This window comes from Actinoplanes sp. NBC_00393 (assembly GCF_036053395.1).
In the GTDB taxonomy this organism is placed as follows: Bacteria; Actinomycetota; Actinomycetes; order Mycobacteriales; family Micromonosporaceae; genus Actinoplanes.
Genome location: NZ_CP107942.1, coordinates 5601597 through 5616542 on the forward strand (window position 1 = coordinate 5601597; position 14946 = coordinate 5616542).

Genomic DNA, 14946 nt, shown 5'->3' on the forward strand with positions numbered 1-14946 from the left:
ACTAGAACGCGTTACAATCTACTGGGCCGTAACATAGATGAAAACCCCTGAGTCAAATGACGCTACGGGTGCTGGCTGCTCACCGAGATGACCTCGCCGGTGAGGTACGACGCGTAGTCGCTGGCCAGGAACGCCACCACGGTCGCCACCTCCCACGGGTGCGCGGCCCGGCCGAACGCCTCCCGCCCGGCCAGGGCCGCCAGCTCGTCCTCGCTGATCACCTTGCTCAGGAACGGGTGCGCCGCCAGGCTCGGCGCGACCGCGTTGACCCGGATCCGGTGTGCCGCGACCTCCAGGGCGGTGCACCGGGTGAACGCCATGACGCCGGCCTTCGCGGCCGCGTAGTGGGCCTGGCCGGCCTGGGCGCGCCAGCCGAGCACCGAGGCGTTGTTGACGACCGCTCCGCCGCCGCCCTGGGCGATCATGCAGCGCAGGGCCGCCCGGGTGCAGCGGAACGTGCCGGTCAGGGTCACGTCCAGGACCCGCGCCCACTCGTCGTCGGTCATCTCGGTGACCGGGCGGTCGCCGCCCAGACCGGCGTTGTTGACCAGGACGTCGAGCCGGCCGTACCGGTCGCAGGCGCCGTCGATCAGCCGCTGGACGCCGGTCTCGTCGGTGACGTCGCAGGGGATCGCCCAGACCCGGGCCGGGTAGGCGTCGGAGAGGCGGTCGCGGATGTCGCCGAGACGCCGTTCGTGACTGTCGCCGAGGACGACCCGGGCGCCCTCGGCGAGGCAGCGGCGGGCCACCGCGGAGCCGATCCCGGCGCCCGCCGCGGCGGTGACCACCACGACCTTGCCGGCCAGCAGGCCCCGGCCGGCGGGTGGCTGCGGGATCATCGCCGCCCTTGGCGGGGCAGACCCAGCACGCGTTCGGCGACGATGCCGCGCTGGATCTCGTTGGAGCCGCCGTAGATGGTGTCGGCCCGGCTGAACAGGAAGTGCCGGTGCCAGCGGCCGGTCTCGTCGTCGGTGGCGCCGCCCTCGGCGAGGACGTCCATGGCCAGCTCGCCGAGGCCCTGCCGCCAGCGGGTCCAGAGCAGCTTGACGATCGACGGGTTGCCGGGTGGCGGCTGCGGCGCGGACAGGCTGCGCAGGGTGTGCGAGCGCAGCACGGTGAGGTCGATCCAGGCGCGGGTCAGCCGCTCCCGCAGGGCCGGGTCGGCCGTCGCGCCGGTGCGCCGGGCCAGCGCCACCAGGTCGTCGAGGTCGCGCTGGAAGCCGATCTGCTGGCCGACGGTGGCGGCGCCGCGCTCGTAGGCGAGGGTGGCCATGGCCACCTTCCAACCGTCGCCGGGGCGGCCGACGACCAGGCCGGCCTCGGTGCGGGCCTCGTCGAAGAAGACCTCGTTGAACTCGCTGTCGCCGGTGAGCTGCCGGATCGGGTGGACCGTGACGCCCGGCTGGCGCATGGGCACCAGCAGGTAGGAGAGGCCGCGGTGGCGCGGGGCGCCGTCCGGGACCGATTCGGTACGCGCGAGCACGAAACACCAGTCGGCGACGTGGGCGAGCGACGTCCACACCTTCTGCCCGGTGAGCACCCAGGAGTCGCCGTCGAGCCGGGCCCTCGTGGTGACGCCGGCCAGGTCGGAGCCGGCACCGGGCTCGGAATAGCCCTGGCACCACAGCTCGTCGACGGCGGCGAGAGCGGGCAGGAAACGGCGCTGCTGCTCGGGCGTGCCGTGGTCCATCAGCGTGGGGCCGACCATCGTGGTGCCGATGTGGTCGACACGGCTGGGGGCGGCGGCTTTCGCGTACTCCTCATGGAAGATCACTTGCTGGTTGAGGGACGCGCCGCGCCCACCGTGCGCCACCGGCCATCCCAGCGTGGTCCAGCCGGCGGCGGCCAGCCGCCGGGCGAAGGCCAGGCGTTGCGGGAAGGCCTCGTTCTCCCGGCCGGGGCCGCCGGCGCCGCGCACCTCGTCGGTGAGGTTGGCGGCCAGCCAGTCCCTGATCTCCCGCCGGAAACCCTCGTCGTCGGAGAGCACTGGCGTCACCTCCCGGAGCGCGCGTAGGCTCACCCTACCGACCAAGCACTTGCTTGGTAAACCAGCTCAGGAGGCCCGGATGGAATCGACCATCCCGGCGGCGGTGGCGGAGGCGGCGCAGCGGTTCGGTACGGCGGACGCGCTGGTGGAGCCGGGTGTGGGGCGGTGGACCTTCGCCGATCTGCAAGCCGAAGTCCGCACTGTGGCCAGGGCGTTCATCGCGGCCGGCATCAACCCGGGCGACCGGGTGGCCGTGTGGGCGCCGAACACCGCGCACTGGATGCTGGCGGCGCTCGGCGCGAGCTCCGCGGGAGCGACGCTGGTGCCGGTCAACACGCGCTACACCGCGATCGAGGCCGCCGACGTGATCAACCGGAGCGGGGCGCGGGCCCTGGTGATCACCCAGCCGTTCCTCGGCGTGGATCGCTTGGCGGCGCTGCGGGCGACGGGCGAAACGCTGCCGCCGCTGGTCGTGACGCTGCCGGCTCCGCCCGGCACACAGGCTCCGGCGGCCGGCGGAGCTGACGGCACACTGGACTTCGCAGCCTTCCTCGGGCGGGCGGACGAGGTGCCGGCCGAGGATGCCGAGGCCCGCGCGGCCGCGGTCTCCCCCGACGACGTCAGCGACATCCTCTTCACGTCCGGGACCACCGGGCGCAGCAAAGGGGCGATGAGCGCCCACCGGCAGACGCTCGGCGCCGCCGAAGCCTGGGCGGAGATCGCCGCGCTCTCCCCCGAGGACCGCTATCTGGTGGTCAACCCGTTCTTCCACAGCTTCGGGCTGAAGGCCGGCATCCTCGCCTGCCTGCGCAGCGGCGCGACCGTGGTGCCGCTGCCGGTGTTCGACGTGCGGCGGGCCCTCGAGGTGATCGCCGCCGAGCGGATCACGGTGCTGCCCGGGGCGCCGACGCTCTATCTCGGACTGCTCGACCATCACGCGCGGGACGCGTACGACCTGTCGTCGCTGCGGCTCGCGGTCACCGGTGCGGCGACCGTGCCGGCCGCGCTGATCGAGCGGATCCGCGAGGAGCTGGGATTCAGCACGGTGCTGACGGCGTACGGGCTGACCGAGGCCGTGGTCGCGACGATGTGCCGGCCCGGCGACGACGTGCACACCGTGGCGAACACCAGCGGGCGGGCGGCCGGCGGCATGGAGATCCGGATCGCCGAGTCGGACGGCGAAGTCCTGCTGCGCGGGCCGAACGTGATGCTCGGTTACCTGGACGACCCGGAGGCCACAGCCGAAGCCGTCGACACCGACGGGTGGCTGCACACCGGGGACGTCGGCCGGCTCGACGAGCACGGCAATCTGACGATCACCGACCGGCTCAAGGACATGTACATCTGCGGCGGCTTCAACGTGTACCCGGCCGAGGTGGAGCGGGTGCTCGCCGAGATGAAAGGCGTGTCCGAGGCCGCGGTGCTGGGCGTACCGGACAGGCGGCTCGGCGAGGTCGGCCGCGCCTACGTGGTGCCACGCCCCGGAGTCGGCGTCTCGGTGATCGAGGTGATCAATCACTGCCGGACCCGGCTGGCCGGCTACAAGGTGCCGCGCAGCGTGGTGATGCGCCGCGAGCTGCCGCACAACGCCTCCGGCAAGGTCGTGAAGTACCAGCTGCGCCAGGAGCCGGTGCTGTGACCGACGTGGTGCTCTACCAGCGGCGCGGGCCGGTCGCGCTGGTCACGATGAACCGGCCGCGGTATCGCAACGCGCAGAACTCGGCGATGACGTACGCGCTGGACGACGCGTTCGCCCGGGCCGTCGACGACCCGGAGGTGGCGGTGATCGTGCTCGCCGGGGCGGGCGAGCACTTCTCCGCCGGGCACGACATCGGCACCCCAGAACGGGATGCGGACACCGAGTTCCCCCGCCGGGCCGGGCAGTGGTGGACGCACGCCGACCGGGACGGCGCGGACCGCCGGTATGCCCGGGAGATGGAGGTCTACCTCGGGATGTGCCGTCGGTGGCGGGACATCCCGAAGCCGACCGTCGCCATGGTGCAGGGCGCGTGCATCGCGGGCGGGCTGATGCTGGCCTGGGTGTGCGACCTGATCGTGGCCGCCGAGGACGCGTTCTTCGCCGATCCGGTGGTGCGGATGGGGATCCCGGGGGTCGAGTACTTCGCCCATCCCTGGGTGCTGGGGCCGCGGATCGCCAAGGAGGTTCTGTTCACCGGGGAGCGGTTCGGGGCTCGTCGGGCGTACGAAATCGGGATGGTGAACCGCGTGGTGCCGCGAGCGGACCTGGAGACCGCGACCCTCGCCCTGGCCGGGAAGATCGCCGGTATGCCGGCGTTCGGGCTGGCGCTCACGAAGCGTGCGGTCAACCAGTGCGAGGACCAGATGGGGATGCGCGCCGGCATGGAGGCGGTGTTCGGGCTGCACCACCTCGCGCATGCGCACAATGCCGAGGTCAGCGCGGATTCCCTCGCTGGGATGGATGCCGCCGCCATGAAGAAGGCCGCGCAGTGAACCTGAACCTCGACGCGGAGGCGATTGCGTTCCGTGACGAGGTGCGGGAGTGGTTGGCCGCGAATGTCCCCTTTGCGGAGGAGACCGCGGGTCGCGCTTGGGAGCGGCGTCTGGCGGAGGCCGGGCTGGCTGCGGTGTCGTGGCCGGTCGAGTACGGCGGACGGGCCGCTCCCCCGCTGCACGCCGTGCTGTTCGACGAGGAGTACCACGCGGCCGGAGCACCGACCCGAATCGGTCAGAACGGGTTGTTCCTGCTGGCGCCGACACTGCTCGCGCACGGCACGCCCGAGCAGTGCGCCCGCGTGCTGCCGCCGATGGCCCGGGGTGACCAGGTGTGGGCGCAGGCCTGGTCGGAACCGGACGCCGGCAGCGACCTCGCGGCCATCAGATCCCGCGCGGCACGCACCGGCGGCGGCTGGCTGCTGTCCGGGCAGAAGACGTGGAGTTCGCGGGCGGTGATCGCGGACCGGGCGTTCGGGCTGTTCCGCAGCGACCCGTCGGCGGCCCGGCATCGTGGGCTGACCTACCTGATGTTCGACCTGCGGGCGGCCGGTGTGACGGTCCGGCCGATCCGGCAGCTGGACGGCTCGGCCGGGTTCGCGGAGATCTTCCTGGACGACGTGTTCGTGCCCGACGCGGACGTGATCGGCACGCCCGGGGACGGGTGGCGGGTGGCGATGAGCACCGCCGGGCACGAGCGGGGGCTGTCGCTGCGCGGGCCGGGCCGGTTCACGGCGGCGGCGTCGCGGCTGGTGGAGCTCTGGGTGTCCGATCCTGATCCGGCGCTGCGGGACCGGGTGGTGGATGCCTGGATCGGCGCCCGGGCGTACCGGATGCAGGCGTACGCCGCGCTGGACACGGCCGTGCCGCCGAGCGCGACCAAGCTGTTCTGGTCCGAACTGGATCTGGCCCTGCATGAGACGGCGCTGGACGTGCTCGGGGCGCGCGCCGAGATCGATCCGGCCTGGTCCGCGGGATATCTGTTCGCGCTGGCCGGGCCGATCTACGCGGGCACCAACGAGATCCAGCGGGACATCCTCGCGCAGCGGGTGCTCGGCCTGCCGAGAGATCCGCGATGAGGCTCGCCCCGTCGGCCGAGCAGGCCGATCTCGCCGATGCGGTGCACTCGCTGCTGAATTCCGCCACGACGTGGCCGGGCCTCGCCTCACTCGGCGTGACCGGGCTGGTGGTTCCGGAGCGGTGGGGTGGGCTCGGCGGGACGGTGGCCGACCTGGTGGTGGTCGCCGAGGAACTGGGGCATCACGCGATGCCGGGGCCGGTCACCGAGTCGATCGCGGCGGTTCCGGTGCTGCTGGCGGGCATCGGTTCGGAGGAGGTGGCCGGGAAATGGCTGCCGGAGCTCGCGGCCGGGCGGGCGGTCGCGACGATGGCGGCGCCACCGTGGTTGCCGTTCGCTGTCGACGCGGAGACGGCTGACCTGGTGTTGTTCGCGGCGTCGGGCACTGTTCGGTGGGGAGTGGCCGGGGCGGCGTACCCCTCGATCGATGCGACCCGGCGGCTTGCTGAGGTCTCGCCCGCCGGGATGATCGCTTCCGGCGCCGACGGCGCCATCGCGCAGGCGATGAACGTGGGCGCGCTGGTCTGCGCGGCCCAACTGTTGGGCGCGGGGCGGGCTCTCCTGGAGAAATCCGTGGCGTACGCGGGACAGCGCACCCAGTTCGGCCGGCCCATCGGGTCGTTCCAGGCCGTGCAGCACCGGCTCGCGGACGTGGCTGTGGGGTTGGAGTTCGCGCGTCCATTGCTCTACGCGGCCGCAGCATCTGCTCAAGACCTTGATGTGTCGGCGGCGAAGGTCGCGTGCGGGGAGGCGGCGCACCGGGCGGCGCGGGCGGCGCTGCAGGTGCACGGCGCGATCGGCTACACGCAGGAGCACGGTTTGGGCCGGTGGCTGACCCGGGTGCGGGCGCTGACGCTCGCCTGGGGCACTCCGTCACAGCATCGGGCCCGGGTGATGACGGAACTGGCGAAGGAGGCACAGCCATGACCGAGGAACGGGAGGCGCTGCGCTCAGCGGTTCGAGGGCTGCTCGCCTCCTATCCGACGCGGGCGGCGATCGGCGGGCCGGCCGGGTATGACGCCGGGCTCTGGGCGCGGCTCTGCAAAGAGATCGGGGTGGCCGGGTTGGCGGTGCCGCCGGAGTACGGCGGGGCCGGGGCCGGGCTGCTCGAAACCCACGTGGTGCTGGAGGAACTCGGGCGGCGGCTGACCCCTTCGCCGATGCTGGGTGCGGTGCTGGCCGGGCAGGCGCTGCTGCGCTCCGGTGACCTGGAGGCCTGCGAGCGACTGCTACCCGCAATCTGTACCGGCGATGTGATCGCAGCTGTCGCTTTCGACCCTTTCTCCTCTTCCATCATGCCTTCCTCTCCCCCCACCTCCGCTGGCCTTCCATCCCCTGCCTCCCTCACCGCTTCCGGTGGCCGGCTGAGCGGCGAGCTTCAGCATGTGCTGGATGCCGGGGTGGCCGATGTCCTCCTCGTCATCGCTCGGGGTGGGGTGTGGGAGGTGGACGCCTCGACGGTTCACCGGCAGCCGGAGGAGTCGCTCGATCTGACCCGGCGGCTGAGCACGGTTCGGCTCGACGACGTGCCCGCCCGCCGGCTCGGCGACGACCCGGAGCCCACTTTGTGGGACATCGGGTGCGTGGCACTCAGCGCGGAGCAGATCGGCGCGGCCGCGCAGGCATTGGAGCTGACCCTCGAGTACGCCAAGACGCGCCACCAGTTCGGCCGGCCGATCGGCTCGTTCCAGGTCCTGCAGCACCGGCTCGCCGAGGCACACGTGCGGGTGGAAGCCGCTCGCTCGGCCTCCTGGACCGCTGTCGAAGCGCTGGTCGCCGGTGATCCGCAGGCGTACCGGCCGGCCGCCGTGGCGAAGGTCTGCTGCTCGGAAACGCTGCAGGTCGTGGCCGCCGAGATGGTGCAGATACACGGCGGGATCGCGATCACCTGGGAGCATGATGCGCATCTTTACCTTCGCCGCGCGTACGCATCGGCTCAGCTCTTCGGTTCCCCGGCCCAGCACGTGGAGCGCCTCGCGTTCGCCGCCGGTCTCGCCTGATGGATCGCGGGCAGGCAGATCGAAGCGTGCCAACTAGCATGATCCGGTGCTTGCCCCGGGGATCGTTCTCAACGGCCGTTACCAGCTGACCCAGCGGATCGCGGCCGGGGGCATGGGCGAGGTGTGGCGCGGTTCCGACCTGCTGCTGCAGCGCGAGATCGCGGTCAAGGTGCTGCTGCCCGCGCTGATGGCCGACGAGCAGTTCATCACCCGGTTCCGGGCCGAGGCCAGGATGATGGCGGCGTTGCGGCACCCCGGGATCGTGCAGGTCTACGACTACGGCGAGAACGCTGTCGTCGGCAACGACCGGCTCGACTACCTGGTCATGGAGTTCGTCGAGGGCACCCCGCTCGCCAAGCGCATCCAGCAGGCCGGCCGCCTCGGCGTACCCGAGACCATGACCCTGGTGGCCCAGGTCGCCGACGCGCTGCAGGCCGCCCACGAGGCCGGCATCATCCACCGAGACGTGAAGCCCAGCAACCTGCTGGTCCGCCGCAACGGCGCCATCGTGCTGGTCGACTTCGGGGTTGCGCGGTCCATCGGGGTCACCGGCATAACCAGCACGAACGTCGTGATGGGCTCAGCCCACTACATGGCGCCCGAGCAGGCCGAGGGCAAGCCGGTCTCGGCCGCCACCGATGTGTACGCCCTGGGTGCGGTCGCGTTCAGCTGCCTCGCGGGGCGCCCGCCGTATGTGGGTGACAACCCCTTGGCCGTGCTGGCCCAGTTGGTGCACGGCCAGCCACCCACGCTGCCGGACGATCTGCCGGCGGCGGTGGGAGCTGTGGTGTTGCGCTCTCTCGCCCGAGAGCCGAGCCAGCGGTTCGCCAGCGCGGCCGCGTTGGCCGAGGCGGCGCGTGCAGCGGCCCAGAAGTCCTCGGCGCCGCACGCCCAGCCATTTTCGGCACCGCACGCCCAGCCATTTTCGGGGCCGCACGCCCAGCCATTTTCGGCACCGCACTCCCGGCCGTCTTCGGCCCCGCACTCCCAGCCCGGTCCGGCACAGGCCCGGTCGGCAGGCTCCGTCTTCGGAGGCGCCTCCCCGGTGCCGCCCGCGCCCGGAATCTATGGCTCGGCAACACCCGGCCAGCCCGGATCCCCCGCTTACGGCTCCGCTGGTTTCGGTCAGCGCAACTCCCCTGCCTATCAGCCGGCCACGCCTGGGCAGCCCAGCTCCGGGGCATATCGGGCAGCCGTGCCCAGCCAGCCGGGCTTCGGATCTGCGGCGGTCCCGAGTGCGCCGGCCGCAGGTAGCGCTACAGCGGACGGCCCGGCACAGCAGGCGGGCCGGAAGCAGAAGAAGGTCCTGGCCGTCGTTGCGGGCGCGCTCGTTCTCGCCCTCGGCGGCACCGGCATCGTTCTCGCCAACCAGTCCGAACCCAGCAGCCAGACCCAGATCCAGCAGCCACCGGCCGACGGTGAGGGCGAGGCTCAGGGCCAAGACGTCGAAGCGCGGGAGAACCTTCCGGGCCCGGCCGAGTCCTCAAAGACGAAGGGCGGCAGGCCGGCCAAACCGAACGACCCAGCCCCCACGTCCCCTGCCGCCGGTGCGCAGCCGGACACAACGACGACGGCCGCGCCGGACCCCGGCACCACCGCGACCGCGCCCGCCCCGGGAACCACGGACACCTCCACCGCCCAGCCGACCACCACCACGACTACTACGCCGGCCCAACCGGAGCCGACCAACCCGTACTCCGCGACCCAGGTATGCGGCAGCGGCTACAAGGTGATCGACTCAGCAGTGCTGAAGACGTCCACCGGCGTGGTGAAGGGCCGGGTCTACCTGCTCTACGCCAACAGCGGCAAGAACTGCGTGGTCACCATGAAGACCGCCTCGGTAGGCAAGAAGACAGCAACCGCCGCCTACCTCGAGGTCAAGGGCAAGTCCCGGGTCACCGACAGCGGCTCGTTCGCCTACTACGCCGGCCCGATCAGCGCCGCAGCCGCCGCAACCTGCGTCAAGTGGGGCGGCTCCGTCGGCGCAGCCGCATACGCCAGCCCTTTCGAACACTGCGACTGACCCACCAAGCGCAAGCCCAGCCGGTCCCGACCCTGTGCCGGCGCGGCGATCTTGCCCAACTGGCTCTCAGTGCTGCTCCAACCCTCCCCAAACAGCCCTCAGAGCCAGCCCGACCCACCGAGCTGACCACCACGGCTGCCTCAACGCCCACCACACAGCACCCACCATCAGCCCAGCCACCCGAGCTGACCACCACAGCTGCCTCAACGCCCGCGACACAGCAGTCATGGTCAGCCGGACAAGAACGCTGCGGCTTGGAGGAGGCCGCAGCGTTCCGCGAGGGCCGGCTATCTGGTCGGCGCGGAGGGTGAACTGCCGCGCGCGGATCGAATGACCACCGCGAGCAGCACGAGGGCGCCCAGCAAGGCCGGCGCGCGCAGGTACATCGAGGAGTACGGGTGCCAGGGCGCCAACAGGTCGAAAGTGAAGACGGCCGGTTCGGCGCCGAGCAGGTATCGCGCCAGGACCACCATCTCGGCCACCGCCAGTGGGGTGGCGACCAGCAACGCAGCGCTGGCGATCCACGCGGGGAAGCCGGTGAGGCGCCGGGCCAGCAGCAGGCCGAGCAGGGCGCCCAGCAGGGCGCCGGCCAGCGCGCCCGCCAGCATCGGGGCGCCGAGGCCGGTGGGTGGGGGCGGGCCGACCGAGACGGCGAGGTTCGGGTCGTAGCGGCCGGCGAGCAGACCGTCGTCACCGACCGTGGTGGTGATCTCCAGGGAGAGGATCAGCGTGTCGGTGTGGGCGGCCAGCCGGCGTTGATACTGGTCGTCCTCGACCGCGTCCACGGTCCAGCCGGCGGCGGTCAGGTTCTGCCGGGCCGTCTCGAACACCGCGGCCGGGTCGCTGACGGGGCCGGCCGCGAGGGTGACCGTGCCGTACCGATAGCCGTCGCCGCCGAGGACCGGCACGAGTGCGGCGTCCGCCGAGTCCAGCAGCGGCGGGTCCCAGCGGAAGGCGGTCGCTGAGCGGTCGGTGACCTGGGTGGGCACGCCCGGCAGTGCGGCGCGCGCCGCGTCGAGCGCGGCCGCGTCAGAGGTCGGCGAGGTGGTGGGCCAGGCCAGGCGGCCGCCGAGGGCGGCGCCGAGGCCGGCCAGGCTGAGGGCGAGCAGCAGCGGAAGCAACCGGCCGGGCCAACCCTGCGTGGTACGCCCGAACGCGCCCGGCTGATCCGGCGGAGCCGCAGCGACCGTCACCTGCTCGATCATGGTGCAGACCGTAGTACACCATCGCGACGCCCGGCGAAATCACATCCGGTCAATCTCCGTGAGGTCGATGTCGATCTCGAACGGCTCGGACACCTGTAGTCGGTCCTGGAAGCTGCCGGTCGCCACATACCGGCGGGTTTCCGCGTCCAGCTCGAACGTCGACACGGTCATCCTCCCCGCTTGGCGGTCCACGAGCCAGAAGTTGGGGATCCCGGCCTCGGCATAGATTTGCGGTTTGCGCTCGCGGTCACGAATCTCCGATTCCGGGGATACGACCTCCACCGCCAGCACGACCGCCTCCACCGGATACCACGTGGCCTCGTCGTCGATCTCGGCTTCCGCACGCACGACCAGGACGTCCGGCTCCGGTCGCTGCCGCGGGCCGATAACGATCGACATCTCGCAGCTCACACGGAAGATCTCCCGCGGCGCGCCTGCGGAAAGCGCATTCCCGAGGAACCAAATAGCCTTCATATGGAAGCGCTTCTGCGGGCTCATGAGGATCAGAGCCCCGTCGACGAGCTCAGCGCGCCGCGGCAGCCCAGGGATTCGATCCAGGTCATCGGCGGTGAACCCGCCCTCGGGTGGCCGCACCCAGTCCCACACCTGTTCGGCGTCCACGCCGTCCGCCCATCCGGAGAGAACTTCTTCCACCCGCAGCATACCGATCACCCAAGATTCTCGTCGTGGGACTAGCTGGCATGCGACTAGGCTATATCCAATCGGTGTGTCGCGGCCAGGCCAGCAAGGTGTCCACGACCTCGGGTGGCTCGTGAGGGGAGACGGCCGCCGTGCCGGTGTAGCGGCCCTTGTGGAACAGCAGCGGCCCGGCGTCGCGGCAGTCGCCGAGTGTGGTTACCCGGCCGATCACGATGGCGTGATCGCCGCCGGGATGCACCGATTCCACCCGGCAGTCGGCCCAGGTGAGCGCGCCGTCCAGGATCGGCGCGCCGGAGGGCGCCGGGTGCCACGGGACACCGGCGAACTTGTCGACGCCGCGCATGCCGAACGCGCGGGAGACGTCCCGCTGGTCGTCGGCGAGGACGTTGACGCAAAAGACGCCCCGCGAACGGATGCGCCGCCAGGTGTCGGAGAGGTCCTGCGGGCAGAACAGCACCAGCGGCGGGTCCAGCGACAACGGCGCGAAGGCCTGGCAGGCGAAACCGGCCGGGCCGTCGGCGTCGGCCGTCGTGATGACCGTGACGCCGGTGCAGAAGTGGCCGAACACCCGGCGGAAGCGCCGGGTGTTCACCGTGGAGGCCAACGAGGTCAATGCCCGCCGCCGCCGCCGAAGAAGCGGTGGCCCCAGACGCTGTGTGCGGTGGTCTGCCGGGCCACCCAGGTACGGTCGTCGACGGTCAGCCCGCCGTAGCCGTACTCGATGTCGAAGCCGCTCGGTGTGCGTACGTAAAAGGAGATCATCTCGTCGTTGGCGTGCCGGCCCAGCGTGGAGATCATCGGGGCCTTGTGCCGTGCGCAGCGGTCGATGGCCCGGCCCACATCGTCGATCGACGCCGTCTCGATCATCAGGTGGATCATGCCGCTGGGCGCCGGGATGGGCGCGAGGGCGACGCTGTGGTGGCGTGGCCCGCAGCCGAGGAACCGCATCCACAGCGGCTGGTCGCTGGGCGGCAGCCCGATGTGTTCGGGGACGAGCCGCATCGAGTCGCGCAGCCGGAAGCCGAGGACCTCGGTGTAGAACCGCAGGCTGGCCGCGTCGTCGCGGGACGGCAGGACGACGTGCCCCATCCCCTGGTCGCCGGTGACGAACCGGGTGCCGTAGGCGCTCAGCGACGGCCGGGTGTCCAGGGCGGCGCCGCAGAAGAACTCGAGCGTGTTGCCGGACGGGTCGTCCACGCTGATCATCTGGTCCACGCGCCGGTCACCCAGGTCGTCGGCCGGTTTCACCGCCAGCCCGGCCTCCTCCAGGACGCCGCCCAGCCGCGCCAGCGAGGCCGGGTCAGCGACCTCCCAGCCGCTGGCGACGAGCCGGTCCTTCGCTCCCGGTGTCACGACGATGCGCGCCGGCAGATCGTCCATGCGCAGGTAGGCGGCCTCGGCCGACGGTCCGCGACCCAGCGTCATGCCGAGGACCTTGACGCCGAACTCGCGCCACGCGTCGACGTCGGTGGCTTCGACCCGCAGGTATCCGAGGGAGCGGATCAGACTCATGAGGGGTCCTTTCGGGACAGGAAGTCGATCGCCAGGCGGTTGAACTCGTCGAACTTCTCCAGGTGCGCCCAGTGGCCGCAGCCGCCGAAGACGTGCAGCCGGGCGTTGCGCAGCAGTTTCAGGGCGACCAGCGCGCCGTCGAGGGGGTTGACCCGGTCCTCGCGTCCCCAGACCAGCAGGACCTCGTGCCGCAGGCGGTGGGCGTCGCGCCAGAGCAGGCCTTCCTCGTACGTCGCAGGGTCCGAGAACGACGCGCCCATCGCACGCATGGCCTGCTGCGCGGCCGGGTCCGAGGCCGCCCGGAAGCGTTCCTCGACCAGTTCGTCGGTGACCAGCGCGGGGTTGAAGACGAGGGTGCGCAGGAAGGCGGCGATCCGTTCCCGGCTGGGGTCGCGGGCGAAGGCGCCGAGCCGTTTGACGCCCTCGGTCGGGTCGGCCGCGAAGACGTTGAGACTCAGGCCGCCCGGCCCCATGAGCAGCAGGCGGCGCACCCGGCGCGGATGCGAAAGCGCGAACCGGACAGCTGTGCCGCCGCCGAGCGAGTTGCCGACCAGGTCGACCTGCGGGATGTCCAGTTTGTCCAGCAGGGCGGCCAGGGAAGCAGCGGCGCTGGTGAAGTACTGCCCGGTGATCGGCTCGTCGACCGAGCCGCCGTATCCCGGCTGGTCCACGACGAGCGTGTCGAAGTGCGAGGAGAGCACGGGCAGCGTACGCCCGAAATTGCTCATCCCCGACGCACCCGGACCACCGCCGTGCAGCAGGACCACCGACGGACCCTGGCCTTCGCGGACAAAGGAAAGCGCCATGTCACACCATCGCGTCGTTGAGCGGCAGCCCGAACTCACCGCGACCGAACATGGACAGCGCGCGCTCCGGGTCGTTGATGGCGTGCACCCGCCCGGAGTGGGCATCGCGCCAGAACCGCTGGATCGGCGTGCCGACCGCGAGCGCCCGCCCACCGGAGTTCTCGAACAGGCGGTCCACCGCGCGGATGGCGAGCTCGGTTCCGCGTACCTGATCCCGTCGCACGCGCAACCGCAGTGGCATCGGAAGCTTCGTGCCGGCGGTGACCAGCTCCATCAGTTCGCGCATGTTGGCCTGCAGGGCCAACCAGGCGGAGTCGATGTCGCCGGCCGCCTCCGCCACGCGGACCTGCGAATGCGGATCTTCGGCAGCCTTGACCCCGACGTAAGACGCCCGGACGCGCTTGCGGGTGTACTCGACGTGCGCCTGGTACGCGCCAGTCGCCATGCCGATGATCGGCGTCGTGATCGCATAGGAGAAGAGCGACGCGTACGGAATCTTGAAAAGCGGTCCGAGATTCTGCTCCTGACCGGGGCAGATGCAGCGGGCCGTGTCGTTGAAGCTGAGCGTCCGGTACTCCGGGACGAACGCGTTGTCGACCACGATGTCGTTGCTGCCGGTGCCCCGCAGCCCGACCGTGTTCCAGACGTCCTCGATCGTGTAGTCGCTGATCGGCAGCAGGAAGGTGCGGAAGTCGGCGGGCGTCCCGTCCTCGCCGGGCGGGATGATGCCGCCGAGCAGCACCCAGGTGGCGTGGTCGCACCCGGAGGAGAAGCTCCAGCGGCCGTTGACGCGGTAGCCGCCCTCGACCGCGGTGATCTTGCCGGTCGGGGCGTAGGACGAGCTCATCCGGACGCCGGTGTCGTCGCCCCAGACGTCCTGCTGGGCCTGGTCGGGGAAGAGGCCGAGCTGCCAGTTGTGCACGCCGATGACCGAGGCCACCCAGCCGGTCGAGCCGCAGGCGGAGGCGATCTCGCGGACGCCGGTGAGGAAGGTGAGCGGGTGCGCCTCGAGACCGCCGAACCGGGTGGGCTGCAGCAACCGGAAGAAGCCGACCTCGGCGAGCGACTTGACGGTCTCGGCCGACAGCACCCGGCGGTCCTCGGTCTCCTGCGCTCGTTCGCGTAGAACAGGTAACAGCTCGCGTACTCCGGCGAGGACCGCGTCCATGAGATCCCTCCAGCGGGGGTTGGCCGGGTGTCAGA

13 protein-coding genes and 1 pseudogene are annotated in these 14946 nt (G+C 71.4%); 6 read left to right on the forward strand and 8 right to left on the reverse strand.

Annotated features, from left to right (window positions below; genetic code table 11):
* Positions 1-62: 62 nt before the first annotated feature.
* Both OHA21_RS26180 and OHA21_RS26185 read right to left on the reverse strand, forming a co-directional pair.
* Positions 63-839, reverse strand: coding sequence for an SDR family oxidoreductase (locus OHA21_RS26180; RefSeq protein WP_328478074.1), 777 nt, complete (start codon positions 837-839; stop codon positions 63-65).
* A complete protein-coding gene (locus OHA21_RS26185) occupies positions 836-2020 on the reverse strand; it encodes an acyl-CoA dehydrogenase family protein (RefSeq protein WP_328478076.1) in 1185 nt (394 codons plus the stop codon). Before OHA21_RS26185 ends, OHA21_RS26180 begins: the two co-directional genes overlap by 4 nt.
* 46 nt (positions 2021-2066) lie before the next feature.
* Between OHA21_RS26185 and OHA21_RS26190 the strand changes: the two genes are divergently transcribed.
* From OHA21_RS26190 to OHA21_RS26215, 6 genes and pseudogenes are all read left to right on the forward strand, one after another.
* Complete coding sequence (locus OHA21_RS26190) at positions 2067-3626, forward strand: FadD3 family acyl-CoA ligase (protein ID WP_328478078.1); 1560 nt, start codon at positions 2067-2069, stop codon at positions 3624-3626.
* On the forward strand, positions 3623-4459 hold the full coding sequence (locus OHA21_RS26195) for an enoyl-CoA hydratase (protein ID WP_328478080.1): 837 nt from the start codon (positions 3623-3625) through the stop codon (positions 4457-4459). The genes OHA21_RS26190 and OHA21_RS26195 overlap by 4 nt, the downstream gene beginning before the upstream one ends.
* Entirely contained in the window at positions 4456-5538 is a 1083-nt protein-coding gene (locus tag OHA21_RS26200; protein ID WP_328478082.1) for an acyl-CoA dehydrogenase family protein, read from the forward strand. Before OHA21_RS26195 ends, OHA21_RS26200 begins: the two co-directional genes overlap by 4 nt.
* Positions 5535-6464 (forward strand): acyl-CoA dehydrogenase family protein, encoded by a 930-nt coding sequence (locus tag OHA21_RS26205; protein WP_328478084.1) that lies wholly within the window; start codon positions 5535-5537, stop codon positions 6462-6464. The genes OHA21_RS26200 and OHA21_RS26205 overlap by 4 nt, the downstream gene beginning before the upstream one ends.
* On the forward strand, positions 6461-7537 hold the full coding sequence (locus OHA21_RS26210; RefSeq protein ID WP_328478086.1) for an acyl-CoA dehydrogenase family protein: 1077 nt from the start codon (positions 6461-6463) through the stop codon (positions 7535-7537). The genes OHA21_RS26205 and OHA21_RS26210 overlap by 4 nt, the downstream gene beginning before the upstream one ends.
* A 46-nt stretch (positions 7538-7583) precedes the next feature.
* Positions 7584-8435, forward strand: a pseudogene (locus tag OHA21_RS26215) (serine/threonine-protein kinase); the annotation flags it as partial.
* Positions 8436-9847: 1412 nt separating this feature from the next.
* On the opposite strand, the gene OHA21_RS26220 reads toward OHA21_RS26215, so the two are convergent.
* Genes OHA21_RS26220 through hsaA form a run of 6 tightly spaced genes read right to left on the reverse strand, consistent with a single transcriptional unit; the run spans position 9848 to position 14911 of the window.
* On the reverse strand, positions 9848-10765 hold the full coding sequence (locus OHA21_RS26220) for a hypothetical protein (protein ID WP_328478088.1): 918 nt from the start codon (positions 10763-10765) through the stop codon (positions 9848-9850).
* Positions 10766-10804: 39 nt separating this feature from the next.
* On the reverse strand, positions 10805-11428 hold the full coding sequence (locus OHA21_RS26225) for a Uma2 family endonuclease (protein ID WP_328478547.1): 624 nt from the start codon (positions 11426-11428) through the stop codon (positions 10805-10807).
* 49 nt (positions 11429-11477) lie between these two features.
* A complete protein-coding gene (gene hsaB / locus OHA21_RS26230; protein ID WP_442875144.1) occupies positions 11478-12029 on the reverse strand; it encodes a 3-hydroxy-9,10-secoandrosta-1,3,5(10)-triene-9,17-dione monooxygenase reductase subunit in 552 nt (183 codons plus the stop codon).
* A gap of 5 nt (positions 12030-12034) precedes the next feature.
* Positions 12035-12937 (reverse strand): iron-dependent extradiol dioxygenase HsaC, encoded by a 903-nt coding sequence (gene hsaC, locus OHA21_RS26235; protein WP_328478092.1) that lies wholly within the window; start codon positions 12935-12937, stop codon positions 12035-12037.
* The gene (gene hsaD / locus OHA21_RS26240; RefSeq protein ID WP_328478094.1) at positions 12934-13743 is read right to left on the reverse strand and encodes a 4,5:9,10-diseco-3-hydroxy-5,9,17-trioxoandrosta-1(10),2-diene-4-oate hydrolase; all 810 of its coding nucleotides are present in this window, start codon (positions 13741-13743) and stop codon (positions 12934-12936) included. Before hsaD ends, hsaC begins: the two co-directional genes overlap by 4 nt.
* Position 13744: 1 nt before the next feature.
* Positions 13745-14911 carry a 3-hydroxy-9,10-secoandrosta-1,3,5(10)-triene-9,17-dione monooxygenase oxygenase subunit gene (gene hsaA, locus OHA21_RS26245; RefSeq protein WP_328478096.1) on the reverse strand — a complete coding sequence of 389 codons (1167 nt, stop codon included), beginning with the start codon at positions 14909-14911 and terminating at the stop codon, positions 13745-13747.
* Positions 14912-14946 lie beyond the last annotated feature (35 nt).